Origin of the sequence: Paenibacillus ottowii, from assembly GCF_006874425.1 — a bacterium.
GTDB classification, from domain to species: domain Bacteria; phylum Bacillota; class Bacilli; order Paenibacillales; family Paenibacillaceae; genus Paenibacillus; species Paenibacillus ottowii.
The window spans coordinates 494,599-515,979 of sequence record NZ_VIJZ01000004.1 but is presented as its reverse complement, the minus strand read 5'-3'; the positions used below and the strand labels follow the sequence as shown (position 1 = coordinate 515,979).

Sequence of the window (21,381 nt, the reverse complement as noted above, 5' to 3'; positions counted from 1 at the left end):
ATGTCCTATTTTATCTTTGTTATTTTAGTAATCCTACCTGCCGGGCCTGTTCCTCGGTGAGAATAAACTCTTCATTTTGCCATACCTCGTCCTCTTTGGTTACAGCAAACATCCCCATAATCTCTGTCCAAATGCCTTTGTCGACGGCTTCCTTTTGTGTAATGATTATCTTCATGCGAATCCCTCCCTCTTTTTAGAGTTTATCCTTGTCATCCTCATATAAAATCTCCAACTTCTATATGAAGTCACAGTGCCTGTCCTAAATTTACATATGGGATAGCTATTCTGCTTATAACATATGTACCCTTTTCTTACCGTAATTATTCGTATCCTATTTGTGATCTTAAAACTTCTGAATATTATTGTTGGCAATGACCTATTTAGAAATGACTGAGCGTTAAAGTAAAAACGGCTGCAGGTTATCCTGCAAGCCGTTTCTACTAATAATAAATTTTCATGTTACTTCATCAATCCGCATGATATAGATGTTGTCCTATTTTACACAGAAAAGTAGAAAGGCTGTACGCATACTGGCTTGGACACAGTTACTTGTTGTCCGGTGTAAGTCAAGCGACCGCTTGCCTTGTCCACTTTGAAAGTAACAATATTGTTGGTGTCGCGGTTAGCCACGAGCATATAGTCACCATTAGGTGTCAAAGCAAAATGACGCGGATGCTCGCCTTCAGCAGATACATGCTCTACCAGACTCAGCTTGCCAGTCGCTGCGTCTACAGCATACACCACGATACTATCATGTCCACGATTAGAACCGTACAGATAAGCGCCATCCTGGGAAATTGAAATTTCTGCAGTTGTGTTTTCGCCAGTAAAGTCAGCCGGCAATGTCGGTACGCTCTCCAGCTCAGTGAGCTTGCCAGCTTCTGCATCATATGCAAAAGAAGTAATGGTAGAGTCTACTTCGTTAATAACAAAAGCAAACTTACCATTCGGGTGGAACGTCAAGTGACGTGGGCCTGCACCAGCATGGGTTTTCGTTTCACCGTGCAGCACCAGTTGTCCTTTGCTATCATCAATAGTATAAACACGGATCAGATCCAGACCGAGATCTTGTACGAACAGGAAGCGGCCGTCCGGGCTAAAGAAACTGGAATGTGGATGCGGACGATCCTGACGTTCAGGATGCGCTCCTTTGCCCTCGTGTTGTTTAACATCCAGCAACTCACCAATACGTCCGTCCTCAGTCAGAGACACCAGTCCGACCATACCTCCGTGGTAGCTGACTACAATCAGGTAACGATCGGATGGATCACGCTGAATGTGGCAAGTTGTGGACCCTACGTTTTCCGCACGATTCAGCAATGTAAATGTGCCTTTAACCGGGTCGATTTCAAAAGCGGAAGCTTCGCCTACCTTCGCTCCTGCGGCGGAAGTCGTCTCTCCAATGGAATACAGCTTCCGATTTTTAACGTCCACATTCAGGAATGTAGGATTTTTCAAGCCGGAGAACTCGTCCTGTAAAGTCAGGGCTCCTGTTTCTTCATTAAAAGTGTACGAATAAACTCCGCTACCTTCCAATTCGGCGTAAGAGCCTGCGAATACGAGCAATTTTTGTTGTGCTGTCATGGTTGTGTCCTCCTTAGATTAAAAAAATGATGGGCAATTGGAATGATTGCACCTGGTACAAATATTGGTGCTTTAAGCAGTGCGCTCCACCACAGGTTCTGTAGACAATGCTACATTTCCTGCTACCGCACGCGAGATCATGCATGAGGACTCGGCTTGCTCTGCAAGGCGCAATGCTTGTTCGATTTGCCCGTCTGTTGCTTCAACGGACAATAGAACTCGCGGACGATGCACAATTCGGCGATATGTAAAAATGTTGTTCGTTACATCGACAATCCCTTCGGATTCCAGTGTCAGTGAAACCACCGGGAGACCGGCACGCTCCATCATCGCCGCCAAGGTAATCAGATAGCAAGTAGCAGCTGCGCCGAGCAACATTTCATCCGGATTGGTGCCCACACCAGGGCCTCCCATCTCAGCCGGAATTGAAATCGCAGTCCGCAACTGTCCGGTCTCAATACGCCCGTCGCTGTTGCGTCCCCCGTTCCAGTCTGCCTTGAGCAGAAAGGTATGTTCCATTTCAGGTCACTCCTCTCTCTTGTATTATGAATCTTAACATAGGTGAATGTAAAGGTTAGGCAATCTCCTGATTTTTCGTCTCAGTACCCAGCAGCCATACAGCAGCTGCTCCGATCAGGATGGCTATGAAGAAAATCGCAAAGATGGATGATAACGTTACGCCTTGTCCTACGAGTATTCCGACCACAAAAGGTCCAATCACGCCCCCGATTCGGCCGAATGCAGCTGCCATACCCACACCGGTAGAACGGGTAGCAGTCGGGTACAGTTCCGGAGTATAAGCATACATGGCTCCCCATGCACCGAGATTAAAAAAGGACAAGCAGATACCGGCAGCCAGCAGCATCCCTGCCGTTTCCGAGGTACCAAACCAAATTGCGGACACTGCCGTGAGCAGCAAGTAGATAATCAGTACAAATTTGCGGCCCAGCTTTTCAATCAGATAGGCAGCGGTAAAATAACCAGGCAATTGTGCAAGTGTCATGATCAGGACATACTCAAAGCTTTTAACCAGCTCAAATCCTTTCATAAACATTATGCTCGGCAGCCACAGGAACATGCCGTAGTATGAAAATACCACTGTAAACCATAAAATCCACAGCATTAGTGTAGATTTGCGATGAGGTCCTGACCAAATCGCAGCCAATCGTGCACGTAACGGAAGTTTGACGCTCTGCTGCTTGTACCGAGGTGAATCCTCAATAGCTCTGCGCAAATAAAGAGCGTACAGGGCAGGCACTGCGCCGAGAACAAAAGCCAGCTGCCAACCGTATTTTGGAATAACAAAATAAGCAATAAGAGCCGAGAGAATCCAGCCTGCCGCCCAGAAGCTTTCCAGCAGCACCACTGCTCTTCCCCGTTCTTTGACAGGCACTGACTCTGACACCAGTGTCGAAGCAACAGGTAATTCTCCACCTAAGCCTGCACCGGCAATAAAGCGCAACACCAGCAGCATACCGAGACCTGTAGCCAAAGCAGACAAGCCACTGGCAATGGAAAAGATCAACAGGGTCCACACTAATATAGCGCGTCTGCCGTAACGATCTGCCAAAATCCCCGCCAAGGCGGCTCCAAATACCATTCCTATTGAATTCATCGCAGTCAGCAGACCAATCTGCTCTGATCCAAGATGCCACTCCTTAGCCAACGCTGCCACTATAAATGAAAGCAGCCCGACATCCATAGCGTCAAACAGCCAACTAAGCCCTGCGCTGAACAACAATTTCCTTTTTTTAGCTGGGGGTAATGAAGTTAATTCGCTCATGATTCGCTCTCCCTTAGCAATGCATCGTATGTAGACGTATATTCAGGTGTCTTGTCACCTGTAGTCCAGCATTTATTGTACCGTAAACTTCCCGAATCTGCGAGCTTTTTTACGCAAAAAAAACGGAAGATTGCCTACGGCAATTCTCCCGCCTTCTGGAACTGTCAGTTACCGGTTTTGGACCAGACCGATGATTGTCACCATGAGCACCAGCAGCTGGATGAGTGTATCGTTACTCATTCCAATCGCCTCCATCCCATATGAGATACTCCTTCGGCCGTTTCCCCTCTCCCCGGATTATGACGCTTGTTCCCCAATACATACCTATGCAGGCGGCGGGAAGCTTATGATCAATAATGCATATAAATCTTCATACGTTTAAGGTTTAATCCAGGACCACTGCAAATCCATTTCCTGAATGCATTCACGGCTATCAAGTCCATCATTAGCCACCAGCGGGGTCACCGGATAGATGCTCATATCACCCTGCTCATACGTGCGCAATAAAGGCAGCAGCTCATCAATGTTCTGAATCGACGGATCTAGCCATGAATCTATTTGATCTGCTTCCAAAATAGCTGGCATACGACTGTCAAATTCACGTATATCCGTATTGGCCTGAACCGTCATCATCGTACAGGTGCGTAACGGTTCCTTTCGACTATCCTGCCATATTTCATACAGCCCCGCGACCGCAAACATCTTCTGCTCCGGCAGTACCACTCGGACGGCACACATGCGTTTGCCTAATTTCCGCCAATAATAAAATCCATTGCAAGGAATAATGCAGCGACGGGTTTCCGCCATCTTGCGATAGCTAGGATTTACCCGAACGGTATTCAGGTCTGCATTGACACAATCCTTGCCCCAATAGGGAATAAACCCCCAGCGAAATTCATCAAGCACTCGTTCTCCATCCTGATGCAGCACAATTGGAACATGCTGAGTGGGACTCATATTATAACGTGTTTTATAATAATACATCACCCGTTGTATACCAAAATGGTCCCTTACCTCATCTAAATCAGCCGATAACGAAAATCTTTTGCACATATGCAAGTCATCCTTCCGCCTTTTTTTACCTATTGTGCGGATATACAAGGAAAAATATGCATAAGTGAGGATTTTACAAAAAACCTGATGCTCAAAATATATAGCAATATCCCCGCAGTCATAAAGCTACGGGGATAGATGCTAACTTATAACGTTATTATTACTTCTTTTCTACAGCATGGCCGCCAAATTCATTACGCAGCGCTGCAACTACTTTTCCGTTGAATGTATCGACATCCAGCGAACGGTAGCGCATCAGCAAGGACAAGGCAATGACCGGAGTTGCTGCTTGAAGGTCCAGCGCTTCCTCAACCGTCCATTTACCTTCACCGGAAGAGTGCATAACCCCGCGGATTTCGTCCAGGTTTGCATCTTTGGAAAATGCGCGTTCAGTCAAGCCCATTAGCCAAGAGCGGATAACAGAACCATTGTTCCACACGCGCGCTACTTGTTCATAATCAAAGTCAAAGTTACTTTTCTCAAGTACTTCAAAGCCTTCACCAATGGAAGCCATCATACCGTATTCCACACCATTGTGAACCATTTTCAGAAAATGTCCGCTACCGGATTTACCTGCATACAAATAACCATTTTCCACCGCTGTATCGCGGAAAATCGGCTCAACAACTGCCCAGGCTTCTGGATCGCCACCGATCATGTAACAAGCACCATTGCGTGCACCTTCCATCCCGCCGGAAGTTCCTGCATCCATGAAGCTGATACCGTATTCTTTCAGACGAGCATGGCGAGCAATGGATTCTTTGTAATGAGAATTTCCGCCTTCAATAATGATGTCCCCTTTGGACAACATGGGTTGAAGCTGATCCAGCACAGAATCCACGATTTGGTGAGGAACCATGATCCACAGTACTCTCGGGGATTGAGTTGCTTGCACAAGCTCTTCCAAAGTAGAAGCACCTGTAGCTCCATAGTCCTTCATTTCTTGGATTGCAGCTGCATTGACGTCGTAAGCTACAACTTCGTGCTTATGATCGATCAAGTTTTTACCAAGATTCAAACCCATTTTTCCCAAACCAATTAATCCTACTTGCATTATAAAGGCCTCCTGCCGTAGCAAAATATATTTTTGTACCTACTTTTGGGTTGGATTAAGAACGAACGACTGCTTTTTCAGCACTTTCGGACTTTTCGTCCAACCACCATGTAAAGCCTTGCTCTTCCAACAATTTATCAGAAGCTGCTGGGCCGTAAGAGCCTGCCGCATACGTGTGAAGCGGAACTTCGCCACGGGCAAAGGCTTCGAGTACGGGTTCAACCCACACCCATGAAAGCTCCACTTCGTTCCAATGAGCAAAAAAGGTGGAATCGCCGCGCAGCGCATCAAAGATGAGACGTTCATAGGCTTCTGGAACATCCTTAGCCTCGGAATGATAATTCATCAGAACCGTCTCTAACTGGCCGTTGTTTAGCGGATCTCTACTGTTGAGACGAAGCGTTACCTTTTCATCCGGGTTAACATGGATGATCAGCAAGTTCGGGTCTGTCGGTTGCCCTTGAGCAGCATAAGGGTCTGTAATATCCTTTTTAAATTCCACGACGATACGAGTGGATTTTTCTTTCATTCGTTTACCAGTACGAATATAGAACGGCACACCCGACCATTGTTCATTGTCAATCCAAAGGCGGGCTGAAATGAACGTATCATTTTGCGAATCAGGTCCGATGTCCGGCTCCTCTTTATAGGAAGGAACTGCTTTTCCGTTGATCTCACCTGCGGTATATTGTCCTCTAACTACGTTGGAAGCAATATCGGAAGGATCAAGGGCACGAAGCGCGTCCATTACCTTACTTTTTTCGTCCCGCACTTGATCTGCCGTGATATGTCCCGGCTTGTTCATAGCCGTCATCATCAGCACCTGCAGCATGTGATTTTGTACCATATCACGAATAGCGCCGGAGTGATCGTAGTACCCTGCTCGCTCCTCTACGCCTACAGTCTCAGAAGCGGTAATTTGTATATTAGCAATGTATTGATTGTTCCATACCCCTTGAAGCAATGGATTAGCAAATTTCAAGGCTTCGAGGTTTTGAACCATCGGCTTACCTAAGTAATGGTCAATACGATAAATCTCATCCTCAGCAAAGGTTCTGCTCAGGCGATCATTCAGCTCACGAGCCGATTCCAAATCATGCCCAAATGGTTTTTCAATAATGAGTCGTTTCCAACCCTTTGTTTCTGCCAAACCGCTTTCGCGAATGTTGTGGGCAATCACATCAAAAAATTCCGGTGCCACCGATAAGTAAAACATGCGGTTCCCCGGAATTCCCAAGTCATTTTCACGTTGCTCAGCAAGCTGTAGCAGCTTTTTATAATCTTCCGGGTGGTTAACGTTCAATGCACAGTAACGGAAAGCACTTAAGAACTGATCCATCTGTGCACGGTCATCGTTCACATGTCTGGAAAAATCCTTAATGGATTGCTCTACATTATTTTGAAATTGCTCGTTAGCCACTTCACGACGCCCCATCCCAATTACAGAAAAGGAAGCCGGAATTTTACCTTCTACAAACAAATTATACAAGGCAGGGTAAATTTTGCGTTTGGCCAAATCCCCTGTCGCTCCAAATAAGACAAATGTCATTGAATCCATGAAATATTCCTTCTTCCCATTATAAAAGATGAGGTTATTAAAAGTTACCTGAGGAATTAACGTAACCCATAATACACCCAAAATAAGGGGCAAGTCAATCAAATTTTAGCGAAATCGTGAACATTCGATATATCCTGTAATGATAACGTTTTCTGTGGTATGATTGATGATATGAAAGAGAAAAAACTGTTAAAATTGTCACAGTTGATACAAAGCATTATAGTTACTATTGGTATACAGAGTTACTTTTAGTATACTGTTTAAAACAACAATGAAATTGAGGGGATTCAGATGAGCGACGACAGGCAGCCCAAGCTTTTGTGCGGTAAGGTAGAACAGTCCTTTCAGATCATCAGCAAAAAATGGACCGCTCTCATCATTCATACTTTGATGGAACATCCCAAACGATTTAGTGAAATTCAAGTTTCCATACCTGACCTTAGCAAACGCATGCTGAACGAGCGCATCAAGGAACTAGAGCTTTCGGGCCTAATCCTTCGCAATGTCATCACAGAGCGGCCTGTACGTACCGAATATTCGCTGACACGTAAAGGTAAAGAGCTAGGTGATGCATTGAATGGTGTGGAGAGCTGGGCCGAAAGATGGCTCTAAACCAATAACAGGAGATCGCCACTCGCTCTCCTGTTATTGTGTTACTCCATGTGGATCATAATACAAGCAGTAAAACGTAAATAATGGGACAATCGCAGCAATAGCACATGATTTCAGGAATGAGCCAGGAAAGGATGAGACCGATGGCATTTGGCATTACCCGGCAGGAACTGCTGAGCTGGAAAAGAGAAGTCAGCCGTGGCGAGATTGCTTTTCTGACGCATTACTGGCTGGATGACCGTTTTCCAGGCATTACAACGGTCACCAAGGTGGGCTGTTCTAACTTGGATAAGCTGCGCTTATGGTGCAACCATAACGGATTGGACCCTCAATATATACATCAGCGTCAGCCCTATCCTCATTTTGATCTCATCGGTACCAAACAGACGGAAATTTTACGCAAGTATGGCATGAGCGATCAATTAAGACGCTTCGAGCCTCATCTTCAACCAAGTACACGCCCATCGTTCTAAACCGCAGCTCTCAGAGTTGCGGTACTTTTGTTTTCATCCCGGATAATACCTTGTGTATCCAGATTGCTGACATCGCTCCTTCTCCCATCGCTACAGTCGCTTGCTCGGCATGAGCCCCTAAGTCTCCGGCAACCCACACATTCTCCACGTTGGTCATTTTGCTGCGGGGATGAGTCTCAATATGCTTGTTGTGCAGCAGACGGACACCTAGTTGCTCCGCCAGCTCTGAATGAACATGGTTGCTTCCAAAAGCTAAGAAGCCCCGTTCTGCTCGAACGACTTGTCCATCAGCCAACTGCACTCCCTCAAAACAGCCCGGTTGTCCGGTGATAATCTCAATAATGGCTGACTCCTTATATTCGATCCCTTTTTCCCGCAGCTTGACGATCAGCTCGTTCGGTACTTCTGAACGCTCATGATTGACATAAACCAGTTGATCGGTACGTGCTGACAAAATTAAAGCCATGGAAGCTCCCTCTTTGCCCGCCCCCATCACGACCGTCCTGCGATCCTGGACCTCGTATCCGTCACAGTCCGGGCATACATACACACTGTTGCCCAAGCAGGCTTGTAACCCTTCCAGTTTTGGAAAACGGTCCGTTAGCCCTGTGGCTAATAATAGCGTTTTTGACGTATATACTAAACCTGTCTCCACTTCAATGTTAAAAAGCTCATCTCGCTTGATCGCTTTTACCGCCTTGCCATCAATAAATTCTGCGCCTAGCTTCGTGGCTTCACTACGTCCGAGTCGTCGTAGCTCGTCACCAGAAATCCCGTCTGGAAAGCCCAAAATATTATGATACTGCTGGCACAGCGTTGATCGACCATAGCCCGAATCTATCACAAGTACCCGATGACTGCTGTATCTGCCCAATTGAATCGCTGCTTGCAGTCCGGCGATCCCCCCACCGACAATAATGCAATCGTAGTTCATGCCATAATTCCTCCTTCAAATGCGCGCAAATAAACATCTACAAAAAAGCAATCACACTTATGTAAACTTCTCATCCAATTTCAAACATAATATCACCCATTTACAGATGAATTAACCTTGTTCCCCATGGTCAAAAAGGTCACATTCCTTAAAAAATGGAATGGCAAACAGCACTGTGGATTATCCGCAGTGCTGTTCTCAGATGGAATCTGACTCATTATACTATGGTAATCATTATTTAAATGTTTTTACGCGTTCTTCAATAGGTTGGAATTCCTTGTCGCCTGGTTGGAAGGTCGGTTTACCAAATGGCATTTCAGCAATCAGTTTCCAATGCTCAGGAATGTTCCATTCGTTTTTCACTTTTTCATCGATCAGTGGGTTGTAATGCTGAAGGGACGCACCGAGTCCTTCTTGCTCCAGAGCCGTCCATACCACCAATTGCAGCATGCCGTTAGATTGATTGGCCCAGATTGGGAAATTGTCCGCATATGCTTCAAATTGTTGTTGCAGACCAGCGATCACGTTGTTGTCTTCAAAAAACAACACTGTTCCGTAACCGCTGCGGAAACCATTCATTTTCTCAGCAGTAGATTTGAATTGTTCTTCATTGCCTACCACTTCCCGCAGAATATCTTCTGTAATATTCCACAGTTTGTCATGATGCTCTCCGAGTAACACTACAGCGCGTGAAGTTTGGGAGTTGAAAGAAGTAGGTGTATACTTCACAGCTTCCTCTACAATCTCTTGAATTCGTTGGTCAGAAATTACTTGTTCTTTGCTAATGCCATAATAGGAGCGTCTGTCTTTTAGCGCTGTGAAGAAGTCTTTAGTCATTTTGTTACCTCCTGAGAAAAATTAATTACTTTTCGTAACTTAATATACATCGCACATATCTTAAAGTCAAGAGATTTCTTTTTAAATATTACCAGTTAGTTGAAAATTATACGTTGCCATTATATTTTTTCTCACTGGAAGAGGTGTGCTTGGTTACATCCTTGTCTCTCTCCTCCTGTCTTTCCATCTTTAAATCCTCTACGGGAATGGCATCTACTGTCTGCTCAATTTCAAACCTGTCGAATAAGCTTTCCTGATCTGTTGGATACTGCTCCGCATGATCACGATTAATCGGCTGATTCTGATGTTTAGACTCCGTCGTTTCTCTCCCCGTCTGGTCTTTTTGCTCATTCTTACCGTGTAGATTATCTTCAAATGGGGTCATCTTTCTTCCCTCCCTATCGGATTGTGTTCACAGTATACTTTTACCTTTCAAATCGGGGATTAAACGCAAAAAAGAGAAAATCTCCGAAAGATTTTCTCTACTCATGTTCTTTATTAATAGTTGACTGGATTATTGCGAGCTGGATTTACGTGTACACTCATGAAAAAGATGAGGCTCCAGCTTCTCTCCCGCTACGAGCTTCTGCACCAACTCTGTACCTGAGGCCGGAGTCATTTGACCATACCAGTCCCCTTGCGGATATACGATTACAACGGCCGCATCATGGCAGCGCCCATTACAACGAGTTCTGGTTGTGTGAATATAGGCTTCTGCTTGTTGTTTACGAATTTCATCCCGAATTGCTTGGGTAACTTCTTCACCCTCATGTCGCATACATGTGCCTCCATTGCAGATCAGTACATGATGCTTCATCGGTTCTAAATCAAAAATAGCCATAGCTTCCCCTTTAATCAACAGTTGTTGGTTTTTAAATTAACGTTTATCTGGATAAAGAACAAGCTGTGCTTCCATCCGCCCGCCTTCAATCGTCAGCACGATAAATGAATATTCGTCTTCACCGCGTTTGTCCGTCGGAGACCCGGGGTTAAGGACAAGCAGATGATCTATCTTTTTGACCACAGGAATATGGGAATGTCCATAAATCAGGCAATCCAGTGTTTCTCCCTTAAACGTGTTTAACGCGATATTTTCTGTCGAGCCGCGCCAGCCATGACCATGAACCATGCCGATTCGCTTGCCTTGGGCTTCAACGATTCGTTGATAACCTAGACGCTCCACGATGTCGGTTCCATCATTGTTTCCAACTATGCCTTGCACAGGCGCAAATTCAGCTAGACATTCATAGACGAACCAATCCGTCCAATCTCCGGCGTGGAGAATAAGGTCACTGCCCTTTAGCTCCTGTACAAGCCGACTAGGCAGCGTTTTGCTTCTATGCGGCATATGAGTGTCTGAAAGTACGATGATTTTCATATCAATTTCTCCTTAGCGACGTCATTACACGGATGAACTTTGTTGCCCAACCCGCTGCTTGAGAGCCTGCTCCAGATCACGCAACGTAACGGTCTCGAAAAACGCCTGTATTTTCTGCTCTGCCACGGTGTATAAACCATCCAACAAAGCGTCTATGTTCCTGCCAACCTCGCAATTACAGTTGCTGTCGGTATGAATGGCGAACAGCGGACCTTCATCCTTGGTTGCTTCATAGATCATTTTCAGATTGATGTTGGAACTTGACATGCTTAGACGAAAGCCGCGCGCTCCTGGCGACGAATCCACCAGACCCGCTTGCTTGAGCCGGCTCATAATTCTTCTCACAACTACCGGATTGGTATTAATGCTGGAAGCAATAAGTGACGAAGTCATTCGCTCGGGTGCTCCTTCAGCCAGAAGAAGCAGACAATGGATACTAACGGAAAAATGGGTACTCATGTTAACCACCTTTATATGTGTGCCTCATTAAATATTTGGTAAAATGCATGTTTACATCATACCACATTAGGGTCAGCGACACAGTGCTTACTACTCCTTACTCGGGAAAAAAGTCATTTTCAGGGCGTACTCGCACTTTTAATTGGCGCACACTATATTCTAGCTGCTTGATGATATCTTCCAGTTGACGACGGTCAAGTGCATTAAAGTCGGCGGCAGGCTTGGGTGCATTTTTCAAATCACGTATGGTTGCCTGCTGCTCCTGCCACTTGTCCATCAGGTCGGCTATATTCGCATAAAAGCGTTCGTAATCCTTGATCACTTCATCCAGAAAGGCATCTACCTCGTCTGGATCATAGCCACGCATTTTATTTTTAAACTGTTTCTCATGAATGGAGAGCGCGTCCAGCTGAATGCCCAGTTGTTTAAACAACTGCTTTTGCTTATCCAGACGACGCTTCATATGTTCATCCATCGGTTTTCCCTCCTTAACACACTATTCTTTTTATATCACATTCTAGGCTGGGAATAAAAGTCTCTGCTGATTGCGCTGCCCTATGAACGGGTATAAAAAAGCATACGCGCCACTCATACAGACCATGAAGGGGAGAGATGATCATGAAACATTTGAACGATTCGCAGCTTGCAGAGCTGAAACATATGTTGCTGGAGCAGAAAAAGGATTTAGAAAAGCATTTTAAGCAAAACGATCAGGAAAATACGCAATTGGGAGAAGCACTGACAGATTCCACAGGTGAGCTCTCGTCCTACGATAACCACCCCGCTGATATAGGGACGGAAACCTTTGAACGATCCCGTGATCTGGCGATTAATGAGTCGCTGGAGAACGAGCTGGAGCAGGTCAATGCAGCCTTGCAACGGATGCAGGACGGAACGTATGGAATATGTGTGGAGAGCGGCGAAGAAATTCCTTTTGAACGGTTGCAGGCCATTCCATATACCGCCTATACCGTCAAGCACACTCCAAATCGAGAATTATCAAATGACCGCCCAATCGAGGAACAGGTTATGACTTCGCCACCCAAAGGTGCAGGTGAGGTTCGCCAACGGAATGCAGGGCGATTTGACGATGCGGGCGCATGGGACGCGGTGGAAAAATACGGCACATCAAACTCGCCTGCGACAGCCGCCAAGCGTGATGTCACAGATTATGATGAAAATATGTGATGCTAGCATGTGCAAAAGTTCATTGAAGATATCTATGTATTGGTTCATCTAAAAAAGCAGCTTGTCCATAGACAGGCTGCTTTTCTATGTCTTCCGAAAATACGATGATCTCGCTTACCCAATTTCTATCCGCTTTCGACTGCGAGCTGACTCAATACAAGCGTCGATTACCTTCATATTGCTCACCGCATCTTCTGGCTCATATGGCAACGGAATACCGTCAAGCACCGCTTCGGCAAAAGCATCTGCTTGCAATTCAAAAGAATTAAAACCTTTCAAACGTTCCTCACGCGTAACCGAGCCGACATGAACGAAAATCTGCGGTACGACAGACGTTCTTTCCCAACCGAACATTTTGGGCATCGCAATCGTACCCTTGCTACCGAGAATTTCCATATTGGAACGGTTGGCTGCCCACATACCACAATCGAAGGTAAGGTTGACTCCACCCGGAAATTCCAGCAGGCCGGAAGCCATCATATCAACGTTGTCATGCTCGGGGGAAAATAAAGCATGTACTGTCACTGCCTCCGGTTCCCGATCCAAATACATACGAGCGGCTGAGATTGGATACACGCCCACATCATATAACGAGCCGCCGCCCATGCTTTTATTAAAGCGTACATTATCTGCCTGATCGGTATTGTTAAATGTAAACGTACAGTGAATGCCGCGAATGTCACCAATTTCCCCACTATTGATGATTTCCTTAATTCTTCGATGTTTGGGATGATAGCGATACATAAAAGCTTCCGCAAACGTCACTCCTGCCCGGCGACACGCTTCAATCATACGGCTTGTCCCGGCCGAGCTAAGAGAAGACGGTTTTTCACACAAAACATGCTTCCCGGCCTCCGCGGCCTTAATGGTCCACTCTTCATGCAAATGGTTCGGTAACGGGATATACACCGCTCCGATATCGGGATCTGCCAACAGCTCGTCATAGCTTCCATAACTTCTCGGAATATCGAACTCTCGGGCAGCCTCGGCGGCTTTATCCGCATCACGACTGGCAATGCCTAGCACTTCTCCACGTTCGGACTGCTGAATCGCCGGAATTACAGCAATTCTAGCGATCTCCGCCGTGCCTAAAATGCCCCATTTCAGCTTTCTACCCATCATTCTCATCCTTTCGTCGTTAGGAATAGTTGTCTTGTTCCGCTTTATGCAGCATACCTAAGCAACGGTCCAGATCGGCTTTAACCTGCTTTTTGTACAGCCGTGCTTTCTCTTCCCCATCGTCTGTGAAATGATAGAGCACAATCTCCTGAAAATCTACACGCGGGTCTGTTCCTTTTAATTTCTTGGTACGGTAAAAAACGCCTTCCTGAACCAGTTCATGCAGTGCCCGGTATACCTCACTTTGAGGTGGAACATAGCCGAAACTACTGAACTCATCTTTCATCGATTCGAGCATCTGATATCCATATCCGCGATGCCTCTCTACCATTGTGATTAGATAAATTTTGATAAAAGCCCGCTGGGATATCATAAACGCCATTTCACAGCCTCCTCTATACCTTATTTAAACCTTATTTAAGCAGCTTACCTTCCATTATAAACCACTCCGGGTCCATAGACTATTTCCTTTCATAAATAGGAGAGCTTACGAGAATCTTCGTCCCTTGTGACCTCTTTTAAGGTGATGAGAGCCGTGAAATGAAGCGTTCTAGGGTAGTATGTAGAGCGCTGAGGAGTGATTTCTGGGTTTTCTTTTATGAATTTTTCATATGTTGAAACAACATAATAATACATACTTAAAAAAGTATTCCCCGGCCTTCTAGGCTAGCCGGAAATCTTTTTAGCTAATCCCTTGTTATTCGCAACCCGATGTTTTATATTGACATAAGAGTAGGTCAAAAAAAAGAGGTGAACGGACAAGATGTCTCCACGCACGAAAGAACAAAATGAAGAGATTCGGCTGCGGCGTCTGGCGCAAATCCGAAAAGCCGCTGCCGATGTATTTTTGAATAAAGGTCCTCTACTTGAAATCCGCGATGTGGCCGTGCAGGCGGGTCTCGGCTATGGCACGGTTTACCATTATTACAGCAATAAAGGCGATTTGCTCAATGATCTGCTATGGGACGCGTTAGAGCGTGCCGGGGGATGGCCGGAGACCCCGTTGGAGGCCCCTCGCGTTTCAGTTTCGGGAGAGGCGCTGGCAGGCGGGCATTTCGGCTTAGCTGCGGCGGCGGACACCATGAACATGGCTGCCGCCGATTTCCAAAGCGAAAGCCGCGAAACAACCGCTGCCGCAGAGCTCGGCCCTGTTGCCGCCGCCGGCGTCCGGCTGTTGCAGCTTTGGGCAGAGGACCACGCCCTGTACCTGCTGCACAAGCTGGCCGGCGAGGGCTTTGCCGCGCTACCTGAAGGGCGCTCGGCCCCGCTCTCGGCCGCTTATCGCCGGGAAGTGCTCGCGCCGCTGGCCGTGCTGCTGGAAACAGAGCGTGCGGTCGACGGGGTTGCCGCTTCTGGCGAAAACGCGGCGAATTCACCGCATCAGCTACAACGTGCGGAGATGCTGCTGGCTGCCTTGGTCGGCTGCGCCTCGCTTTCGCTTCGCCGCGGAAAGCTGCACGAGGAGGCTAGGGATATCGTCCAGTTTTTAAAATTATAGAATGGATAAGGAGCGAACAAACAAAGATGATCATTTTAAAATCACCTAGGGAAATCGAAGAGATGAAGCCAGCGAGCCAAATCGTTGCGGACTGCTACCGCGAGGTAGGCAAGCTGATCGAGCCTGGAATTACTACCCGGGAAATAAATGACTTTGTTGCCAGACATATCACCAAGCTGGGCGGCAAGCAGTTTACGAAAGGGTACAACGGGTTCCCCGCTGAAACCTGCATTTCGGTCAACGATGTGGTGGCGCACGGCATTCCTTCGAACCAGAAGCTTATGGATGGTGACTTGCTGAAGCTCGACATCGTCGTGGAGTATGGCGGATGGTTCGGCGATGCGTGCTGGTGCTATGCGGTGGGCAATATCCGGCCGGAGGCGCAAAAATTAATGAAGGTGGCAAAGGAATGCTTGGATCTGGGGATCGCCCGGGCACTCCCTGGGGGCCGGCTCGGCGACATAACGTCGGCGATTCAACAGCATGCGGAAGCGAACGGGTTTTCAGTCGTACGCGATCTACTGGCGCACGGGATCGGGCGGAGCCTGCATGAGGAGCCAAGCTACGAGCATATCGGCATAGCCGGCAAGGGCATTCGGTTAAAGGAAGGCATGGTGTTTACGATCGAACCGATGATCAACGAAGGTACGTTCCGTATCACGATCGACGACGATCAGTGGACGGCGAGAACGGCCGACGGCAAGCTGTCGGCCCAATTTGAGCATACGATCGCAATTACGGCAGACGGACCACTGATTTTAACAGCCCAGTAAGCACAGAAGTGCACGGACGTGAATGCGTCATTTTAGGAACAAGATTGGCGTTGACTTCCTGTAGGCACAATTCAATATGTTGTTTCCATTCTTCCTTGGACTTCAATCAAAGATGACGAAGCAATTGTTTCGTCATCTTTGCAAAAAAGCTTTTAATCCCATTTTGCTTGTACGCTGAAATATTTCACGCTCCGCATCCGCTAAATGCAGTTTATGATACCCTAAACAATTACATTATTTTTTGAAATTTTGGGTCGATCTACTCGATTTGCTGATCAAGCTTGCTTTTGCAGAGCTGGCGGACCTCCAACAGGGTGGGAACGAATCCGCAGCCCTACAATCCATTTGCCCAAAGGCAGATGTGCCAGCAACCACGTCCCACCAAGAGAAAAGATTACACAGAGAACGAATGAAACCAGTGTACGAAGAACATGGCTCCAGTCAGCAAATAACGTTTCATCAAAATAGTAGGTTACGCGCAGCATAAAGGCATGCATCAGATAGGCCCCATAGGACAACGTCCCCATGACGGTCAGCATCCGCGCCGCACGTCCTCCCTTATGAGCAATCCACGTTGCTACCCGATAAGCTGCAAAAATAGACGTGACGCAATATATTGCCATGACCGGACGCAGCAGAGACAAATAGTTAAAGGAAAAAACCGTACCTCGCGGCGTCTGGAAGTGACCAATCATCTCATACAGTAAGTATCCTGTAATCACGATAAACAAAGGCCAATATACCATCTGCGCCTTCATGACCCAAGCATTCCAACGTTTGACGTTCATTCCGGCTGCCGCTCCTAATACAAAATAAAAGAAAAAGTAGATCACATTCCGGTCAGCGTATATGGTAAACCATGAAGAAATAATGGGAAGCTGGAGCTGATCCATCATTTGATATACGGGTCCCACCGCGAACATGAGCAAAATATAAAGGATGCCGAATCCTGCCAATGTGGCGGGTCGCCATGTTGTTGGCAACAGCGCAGATAAACGACGTACAGCATAACGAAACACTGGAAACAACACATAACATTGGATAATCATAACGATGTACCACAGATGATAGCTGCTTTTCCCATTCAACAGCTTTTGTAAAAAATCTAATGGGTGAATAAATCCTCCACTTTGGACAAGCTGATTCCCCAACTCGTATAAAAGAGACCATATGATATAAGGAACGATGATGTCTATGAATCGTTTACGCAAAAACGTCCCATACTTTAAGGCCCCATCATAATTGTAAAATAGCACCATCCCAGTAATGAACACAAACACAGGCACTGCAAATTTGGAACACAGCAATAATAGTGTCATTAAAACTCCGTCCTGGATGCGCGCCCCCGGCGCAAATGCAAAGTGTGCGACGGAATGCTGAAGAACAACGGCTGCAAAAGCCAGCCCTCTCAGCAAAGCGACTTCGGAAATTCTCTCTTTTTGACTCATGTCCCTCTCCTGTTACATCTAACAATTTATAAATCTATTATAACGACAATTCTATAAAAATATATAGAGGGATAAAGGTGCCAATGCCAAGCCATGCATCAACTTCTTAGGTATATTCAATAAATAGCCAACACATAAAAGCAGCAATCTCCTCATGGGGAGACTGCTGCTGCAGAAAACCTAATTATTTAGAAGGAGCCAGACGGCTGTAAATTACGTTTTCGACCAGCCATGACGACGATTACAAATTCCTTCTAGTATCTGTGTACGCATCTGTCCGCGTATCTGCCACAGTATCATCATATGTTCTGTAACGATCTGCATTCAAAGAGCGGTTGGTGCGGAAAATATCATATACATCCCTGTGATGATCAGCGGAATCCACTAGCACTAAAATCTTGCCTTGATCAACATATGTCTCATATTGACGGGCATCATCTTCTGGAATGCCAAGTCCGACCAGTCCACCGACCAAGCCACCTGCTCCCGCCCCGACAGCTGCCCCGGTAAGGGTAGCGGCGATAGGTCCAGCAGCAAGAATAGGCCCGATCCCCGGAATTGCCAATGCTCCAATGCCTGCCAGCAAGCCAGCAACACCGCCTACAACTCCACCTGTAGCCGCACCTGTGGCTACACCTTCCGGTGCTTTAGTCCCCGTCTCCTCACTAATCGTTCTCAAGTCCTCACGGTCACGTGTGATCACAGAAATCTCACTGCTTGGGATTCCTTTGCTCTGCAGTTGTCCAATTGCACGAGATGCTTCTTGTTCGGTATCAAAAACACCAACAATTTTCTTTTCGTTATAATCGTTTAAGTTATTAGCCATGATAGTTACCTCCCAATATGTTGTTTGGTGAGTGGTTCGTTTTTTCATTACCCCACTATCCTGACGTTTAAACGATTTTACAAAATCATAATGAATCTTTTTCAAGTTTGTCTACCGATCAACGCTTCGGCTTTGCTCTGTTGGTGGCCACCGCTTCCAATGGATCATCTGGCCAATAATGCTTGGGGTATCTGCCTTTCAGATCCTTTTTAACTTCAAAATAAGCCTCGCTCCAGAAGCTGGACAAGTCGGAAGTCACTTGCACGGGTCGCTGGGCAGGTGACAATAAATGCAGCACAATCGGCACACGTCCGCGCCCAATACGGGGCGTATCCTTCATGCCAAACAGTTCTTGTAGTCTCACGGCCAGTGCAGGAGCCTCAGGATTTGAATAATCAACAGGAATACGTGAACCACTGGGTACACGTATATGCGTCGGTGCTTCCTGTTCGAGCTGTTGCCGCTGTCCCCAATTCAACCTGCCCAGCAGCAATTCGCTACCATCCAGCCGTTGCAGATCGGCTATATTTTTGGCTCCAAGCGCAAAAGGTAGCAGCCACGATTCCAGCGAATCCAACAGCGCGGATTCTGAACTGTCTGGCCACTCCTCGGGTGATGAAAAGTGCATAAAAATCAAACGTGCCTGCAACTGGAGGGTTTGCCGATTCCAGGACAGCAATTTGAGACCACGTTCCCGGATACCCTGCATTAAGGCGGCTGCGATTTCCTCAGCCGGAGGTCGCTCATAGGACGTTTCCTTTAGGATAAGCGAGCCCAGCCGAATTACTTTGCGGGCTCTCACAGCTGAAGCGGAGCTATCCCAGTATACGTTAGCTTGTTCCAACAGCAAATCGCTGCAATGCTGGATCAGCTCTTGCAGTTCAAGCGGCGCCGCCAACTGAATGGCGCCATCTGCTCCCTCGTCGTCCACTTCGGCGGCGACGAGATAGGGCGAACGCGACATCCACTCCACTTGTCGGAGTCGAGCCCCCCGGCCGCCGCTAAGCAAAAAGCGGCCATCCCCTCGGCCCTGCGCGATCCGATCCGGATACGCAAAGGCCAGCAGCAGCCCGCAAGCCGCGGAGCCGTCAGGCTCATCCTGAGCTGCGGCTGTGGTCGGCAGCGTGGCTAGCAGCTGCCGGCTTTCCTGCACGATACGGCGAATCACCGTATCGTCTGCCGTCCCCAGCAGGCTATGCGCGCTGCGGGCGTAGGCCGCCTCGCGCAGGGCATCCAGCCGCGGGCGCAAATCCGTTCCGCCCTGAGCACGGAACGGGTCCCGCTCTTGTAGCAGCGCTGCCAGACGACTGGCCGTCGGAGCCAGGCCAAGGGCTGCTGCGCGCAGCAGCATGTGCCCGAGGCGCGGGTGCGTGCCCAGGGCGGATACCTCGCGCCCATGCGCGGTGATGCCGCCTGCTGTGCCATCGGCTGCGGCCTCCAGGCAGCCGAGCTGACGCAGCAGACCTGTGGCCTGGCGGTACGCCGCCTCAGGCGGGGCATCCAGCCAGGCCAGCTCGGCAGGCTCGCGCACGCCCCAGGCCGCCAGCTCCAGCGCGAGCGGGGCCAGATCCGCCACCGCGATTTCCGGGCGGCTGGCATCAGGGAGCGCGGCATGCTCCTGCGCGCTCCACAGCCGGTAGCACACGCCCGGCTGGAGACGTCCAGCACGCCCGCGCCGCTGGTCGGCGGAGGCCTTGGACACCTTGACGGTGGTCAAACGGCTCATGCCGGTTCGCGCGGAAAATACCGATTCCCGTGATAGTCCGCTATCGATCACCACCGTGATCCCGGCGATGGTCAAGCTGGACTCGGCAATTGAGGTGGCCAGTACAACCTTTCGGCTGCCCGGAACCGACGGACGTATTGCCTCGTCCTGCTGCTCCAGCTTCATGCTGCCGTACAGCGGAATGATTTTGACGTAGGCCGGCAAATTTCTGGACGTCAGCTCTCGTTCCGTTCTATGAATTTCTCTAGCCCCTGGTAAAAACACCAATAGATCGCCTTCATGAGCATGAAGCGCCATTTCTACCGTCTCAGCCGTAAAAGACTCTAATGAAGCTGACGAAGGCTTGGGCATATGCAAGGTTTCTACCGGAAACACGCTGCCTGGACATTCCAGTAAGGGGGCATCTCCTAACAGTCTGCATACAGGCTCTGCCTCCAGAGTGGCAGACATGATTAGTATCTTCAAATCCGGTCGCAGCAGTGCCTGGCTTTGCAGAGCAAGTGCCAATCCCAAATCTGCATGCAGGCTGCGCTCGTGATACTCATCAAAAATAATCAGACCGACGCCCTCCAAAGCCTGATCATGTTGCAGCATCCGGGTCAGCACACCCTCCGTAACCACTTCAATCCGCGTGCTTGGCCCTATCTTGGTATCCATACGAACGCGGTAACCCACGGTCTTCCCGGTGGACTCACCCATTGCTTTCGCCATTTGTGCTGCTGCCGCACGTGCTGCCAAACGTCGTGGCTCCAGCATAATTATCTTTTGCCCCGCCAACCACGGTTCATGCAACATTTCTAATGGTGTTACTGTTGTTTTCCCCGCTCCCGGCTGTGCAATCAGTACCGCCGCTGAATGGGATAGTAATGCGTGTTTGAGCTCGGGGATGACTTGCATAATAGGCAATTTGTTATCTGTCAATGAAATCTCTCCAATGATACGCTTGTGGCGTAGAATTTAAGGTTGAATTTTTTTGTTATTGTGAATTTTTCACTACCTGTAATTATTGAAAAAAGAACAAAAAATGTTACGTTGATCCCGGTACCAGGATTTCGTCTTACCTGTCGTGCCTAATTCT

24 protein-coding genes are annotated in these 21,381 nt (G+C 47.8%); 5 read left to right on the top strand and 19 right to left on the bottom strand.

The window, feature by feature from the left end:
* Positions 1-19 precede the first annotated feature (19 nt).
* From FKV70_RS26135 to zwf, 7 genes are all read right to left on the bottom strand, one after another.
* Entirely contained in the window at positions 20-175 is a 156-nt protein-coding gene (locus tag FKV70_RS26135; RefSeq protein ID WP_167669725.1) for a hypothetical protein, read from the bottom strand.
* Positions 176-498: 323 nt separating this feature from the next.
* On the bottom strand, positions 499-1,584 hold the full coding sequence (locus FKV70_RS12565) for a lactonase family protein (RefSeq protein ID WP_142613024.1): 1,086 nt from the start codon (positions 1,582-1,584) through the stop codon (positions 499-501).
* Between the two features lie 72 nt (positions 1,585-1,656).
* Positions 1,657-2,103: an OsmC family protein gene (locus FKV70_RS12560; RefSeq protein ID WP_142613023.1), complete on the bottom strand. Its 447-nt coding sequence runs from the start codon at positions 2,101-2,103 to the stop codon at positions 1,657-1,659.
* 55 nt (positions 2,104-2,158) lie between these two features.
* Complete coding sequence (locus FKV70_RS12555) at positions 2,159-3,367, bottom strand: MFS transporter (RefSeq protein WP_142613022.1); 1,209 nt, start codon at positions 3,365-3,367, stop codon at positions 2,159-2,161.
* 378 nt (positions 3,368-3,745) lie between these two features.
* Entirely contained in the window at positions 3,746-4,420 is a 675-nt protein-coding gene (locus FKV70_RS12550) for an SOS response-associated peptidase (protein WP_142613021.1), read from the bottom strand.
* A 160-nt stretch (positions 4,421-4,580) separates the two neighbouring features.
* Positions 4,581-5,474, bottom strand: coding sequence for a phosphogluconate dehydrogenase (NAD(+)-dependent, decarboxylating) (gnd, locus tag FKV70_RS12545; RefSeq protein ID WP_142613020.1), 894 nt, complete (start codon positions 5,472-5,474; stop codon positions 4,581-4,583).
* Positions 5,475-5,529: 55 nt separating this feature from the next.
* Entirely contained in the window at positions 5,530-7,032 is a 1,503-nt protein-coding gene (zwf, locus tag FKV70_RS12540) for a glucose-6-phosphate dehydrogenase (RefSeq protein ID WP_142613019.1), read from the bottom strand.
* Positions 7,033-7,323: 291 nt separating this feature from the next.
* On the opposite strand from zwf, the gene FKV70_RS12535 reads away from it, so the two are divergent.
* Together FKV70_RS12535 and FKV70_RS12530 are read left to right on the top strand one after the other, a co-directional pair.
* A complete protein-coding gene (locus FKV70_RS12535; RefSeq protein ID WP_014599691.1) occupies positions 7,324-7,644 on the top strand; it encodes a winged helix-turn-helix transcriptional regulator in 321 nt (106 codons plus the stop codon).
* A 143-nt stretch (positions 7,645-7,787) separates the two neighbouring features.
* Positions 7,788-8,117, top strand: coding sequence for a hypothetical protein (locus FKV70_RS12530; RefSeq protein WP_142613018.1), 330 nt, complete (start codon positions 7,788-7,790; stop codon positions 8,115-8,117).
* 10 nt (positions 8,118-8,127) lie between these two features.
* On the opposite strand, the gene FKV70_RS12525 is transcribed toward FKV70_RS12530, so the two are convergent.
* The 7 genes from FKV70_RS12525 to FKV70_RS12495 all read right to left on the bottom strand — a co-directional run bounded on the left by FKV70_RS12525 (position 8,128) and on the right by FKV70_RS12495 (position 12,200).
* Positions 8,128-9,051: an NAD(P)/FAD-dependent oxidoreductase gene (locus FKV70_RS12525; protein WP_142613017.1), complete on the bottom strand. Its 924-nt coding sequence runs from the start codon at positions 9,049-9,051 to the stop codon at positions 8,128-8,130.
* Between the two features lie 234 nt (positions 9,052-9,285).
* Positions 9,286-9,888, bottom strand: coding sequence for a nitroreductase family protein (locus tag FKV70_RS12520; protein ID WP_040101518.1), 603 nt, complete (start codon positions 9,886-9,888; stop codon positions 9,286-9,288).
* Between the two features lie 106 nt (positions 9,889-9,994).
* Positions 9,995-10,273, bottom strand: coding sequence for a hypothetical protein (locus FKV70_RS12515; protein ID WP_063208722.1), 279 nt, complete (start codon positions 10,271-10,273; stop codon positions 9,995-9,997).
* A gap of 129 nt (positions 10,274-10,402) precedes the next feature.
* The gene (locus tag FKV70_RS12510; RefSeq protein ID WP_063208724.1) at positions 10,403-10,729 is read right to left on the bottom strand and encodes a (2Fe-2S) ferredoxin domain-containing protein; all 327 of its coding nucleotides are present in this window, start codon (positions 10,727-10,729) and stop codon (positions 10,403-10,405) included.
* A 36-nt stretch (positions 10,730-10,765) separates the two neighbouring features.
* The gene (locus FKV70_RS12505) at positions 10,766-11,266 is read right to left on the bottom strand and encodes a metallophosphoesterase family protein (RefSeq protein ID WP_142613016.1); all 501 of its coding nucleotides are present in this window, start codon (positions 11,264-11,266) and stop codon (positions 10,766-10,768) included.
* 24 nt (positions 11,267-11,290) lie between these two features.
* Positions 11,291-11,725, bottom strand: coding sequence for an Rrf2 family transcriptional regulator (locus FKV70_RS12500; RefSeq protein WP_058710495.1), 435 nt, complete (start codon positions 11,723-11,725; stop codon positions 11,291-11,293).
* A gap of 97 nt (positions 11,726-11,822) precedes the next feature.
* Positions 11,823-12,200, bottom strand: coding sequence for a DivIVA domain-containing protein (locus FKV70_RS12495; RefSeq protein ID WP_064797970.1), 378 nt, complete (start codon positions 12,198-12,200; stop codon positions 11,823-11,825).
* 143 nt (positions 12,201-12,343) lie between these two features.
* Between FKV70_RS12495 and FKV70_RS12490 the strand changes: the two genes are divergently transcribed.
* Complete coding sequence (locus FKV70_RS12490) at positions 12,344-12,913, top strand: TraR/DksA C4-type zinc finger protein (protein WP_142613015.1); 570 nt, start codon at positions 12,344-12,346, stop codon at positions 12,911-12,913.
* Between the two features lie 114 nt (positions 12,914-13,027).
* On the opposite strand, the gene FKV70_RS12485 is transcribed toward FKV70_RS12490, so the two are convergent.
* Complete coding sequence (locus tag FKV70_RS12485; RefSeq protein ID WP_142613014.1) at positions 13,028-14,032, bottom strand: Gfo/Idh/MocA family protein; 1,005 nt, start codon at positions 14,030-14,032, stop codon at positions 13,028-13,030.
* A 19-nt stretch (positions 14,033-14,051) separates the two neighbouring features.
* Positions 14,052-14,414 (bottom strand): replication termination protein, encoded by a 363-nt coding sequence (locus tag FKV70_RS12480; protein ID WP_063208734.1) that lies wholly within the window; start codon positions 14,412-14,414, stop codon positions 14,052-14,054.
* Between the two features lie 381 nt (positions 14,415-14,795).
* On the opposite strand from FKV70_RS12480, the gene FKV70_RS12475 reads away from it, so the two are divergent.
* On the top strand, positions 14,796-15,530 hold the full coding sequence (locus FKV70_RS12475) for a TetR/AcrR family transcriptional regulator (protein WP_142613013.1): 735 nt from the start codon (positions 14,796-14,798) through the stop codon (positions 15,528-15,530).
* A 26-nt stretch (positions 15,531-15,556) separates the two neighbouring features.
* Positions 15,557-16,303 (top strand): type I methionyl aminopeptidase, encoded by a 747-nt coding sequence (gene map, locus FKV70_RS12470; RefSeq protein ID WP_142613012.1) that lies wholly within the window; start codon positions 15,557-15,559, stop codon positions 16,301-16,303.
* Between the two features lie 275 nt (positions 16,304-16,578).
* Here map and FKV70_RS12465 read toward each other — a convergent pair whose 3' ends face one another.
* From FKV70_RS12465 to hrpB, 3 genes are all read right to left on the bottom strand, one after another.
* On the bottom strand, positions 16,579-17,751 hold the full coding sequence (locus FKV70_RS12465) for an acyltransferase (protein WP_142613011.1): 1,173 nt from the start codon (positions 17,749-17,751) through the stop codon (positions 16,579-16,581).
* A gap of 241 nt (positions 17,752-17,992) precedes the next feature.
* A complete protein-coding gene (locus FKV70_RS12460) occupies positions 17,993-18,577 on the bottom strand; it encodes a general stress protein (protein WP_063208742.1) in 585 nt (194 codons plus the stop codon).
* 118 nt (positions 18,578-18,695) lie between these two features.
* The gene (gene hrpB / locus FKV70_RS12455; RefSeq protein WP_142613010.1) at positions 18,696-21,224 is read right to left on the bottom strand and encodes an ATP-dependent helicase HrpB; all 2,529 of its coding nucleotides are present in this window, start codon (positions 21,222-21,224) and stop codon (positions 18,696-18,698) included.
* Positions 21,225-21,381: the final 157 nt, after the last annotated feature.

Excerpts from the sequence above, each read along its gene's own strand:
- FKV70_RS26135 (WP_167669725.1), bottom strand. The coding sequence starts at position 175 with ATGAAGATAATCATTACACAAAAGGAAGCCGTCGACAAAGGCATTTGG.
- FKV70_RS12565 (WP_142613024.1), bottom strand. The coding sequence starts at position 1,584 with ATGACAGCACAACAAAAATTGCTCGTATTCGCAGGCTCTTACGCCGAA.
- FKV70_RS12560 (WP_142613023.1), bottom strand. The coding sequence starts at position 2,103 with ATGGAACATACCTTTCTGCTCAAGGCAGACTGGAACGGGGGACGCAAC.
- FKV70_RS12555 (WP_142613022.1), bottom strand. The coding sequence starts at position 3,367 with ATGAGCGAATTAACTTCATTACCCCCAGCTAAAAAAAGGAAATTGTTG.
- FKV70_RS12550 (WP_142613021.1), bottom strand. The coding sequence starts at position 4,420 with ATGTGCAAAAGATTTTCGTTATCGGCTGATTTAGATGAGGTAAGGGAC.
- gnd (WP_142613020.1), bottom strand. The coding sequence starts at position 5,474 with ATGCAAGTAGGATTAATTGGTTTGGGAAAAATGGGTTTGAATCTTGGT.
- zwf (WP_142613019.1), bottom strand. The coding sequence starts at position 7,032 with ATGGATTCAATGACATTTGTCTTATTTGGAGCGACAGGGGATTTGGCC.
- FKV70_RS12535 (WP_014599691.1), top strand. The coding sequence starts at position 7,324 with ATGAGCGACGACAGGCAGCCCAAGCTTTTGTGCGGTAAGGTAGAACAG.
- FKV70_RS12530 (WP_142613018.1), top strand. The coding sequence starts at position 7,788 with ATGGCATTTGGCATTACCCGGCAGGAACTGCTGAGCTGGAAAAGAGAA.
- FKV70_RS12525 (WP_142613017.1), bottom strand. The coding sequence starts at position 9,051 with ATGAACTACGATTGCATTATTGTCGGTGGGGGGATCGCCGGACTGCAA.
- FKV70_RS12520 (WP_040101518.1), bottom strand. The coding sequence starts at position 9,888 with ATGACTAAAGACTTCTTCACAGCGCTAAAAGACAGACGCTCCTATTAT.
- FKV70_RS12515 (WP_063208722.1), bottom strand. The coding sequence starts at position 10,273 with ATGACCCCATTTGAAGATAATCTACACGGTAAGAATGAGCAAAAAGAC.
- FKV70_RS12510 (WP_063208724.1), bottom strand. The coding sequence starts at position 10,729 with ATGGCTATTTTTGATTTAGAACCGATGAAGCATCATGTACTGATCTGC.
- FKV70_RS12505 (WP_142613016.1), bottom strand. The coding sequence starts at position 11,266 with ATGAAAATCATCGTACTTTCAGACACTCATATGCCGCATAGAAGCAAA.
- FKV70_RS12500 (WP_058710495.1), bottom strand. The coding sequence starts at position 11,725 with ATGAGTACCCATTTTTCCGTTAGTATCCATTGTCTGCTTCTTCTGGCT.
- FKV70_RS12495 (WP_064797970.1), bottom strand. The coding sequence starts at position 12,200 with ATGGATGAACATATGAAGCGTCGTCTGGATAAGCAAAAGCAGTTGTTT.
- FKV70_RS12490 (WP_142613015.1), top strand. The coding sequence starts at position 12,344 with ATGAAACATTTGAACGATTCGCAGCTTGCAGAGCTGAAACATATGTTG.
- FKV70_RS12485 (WP_142613014.1), bottom strand. The coding sequence starts at position 14,032 with ATGGGTAGAAAGCTGAAATGGGGCATTTTAGGCACGGCGGAGATCGCT.
- FKV70_RS12480 (WP_063208734.1), bottom strand. The coding sequence starts at position 14,414 with ATGGCGTTTATGATATCCCAGCGGGCTTTTATCAAAATTTATCTAATC.
- FKV70_RS12475 (WP_142613013.1), top strand. The coding sequence starts at position 14,796 with ATGTCTCCACGCACGAAAGAACAAAATGAAGAGATTCGGCTGCGGCGT.
- map (WP_142613012.1), top strand. The coding sequence starts at position 15,557 with ATGATCATTTTAAAATCACCTAGGGAAATCGAAGAGATGAAGCCAGCG.
- FKV70_RS12465 (WP_142613011.1), bottom strand. The coding sequence starts at position 17,751 with ATGAGTCAAAAAGAGAGAATTTCCGAAGTCGCTTTGCTGAGAGGGCTG.
- FKV70_RS12460 (WP_063208742.1), bottom strand. The coding sequence starts at position 18,577 with ATGGCTAATAACTTAAACGATTATAACGAAAAGAAAATTGTTGGTGTT.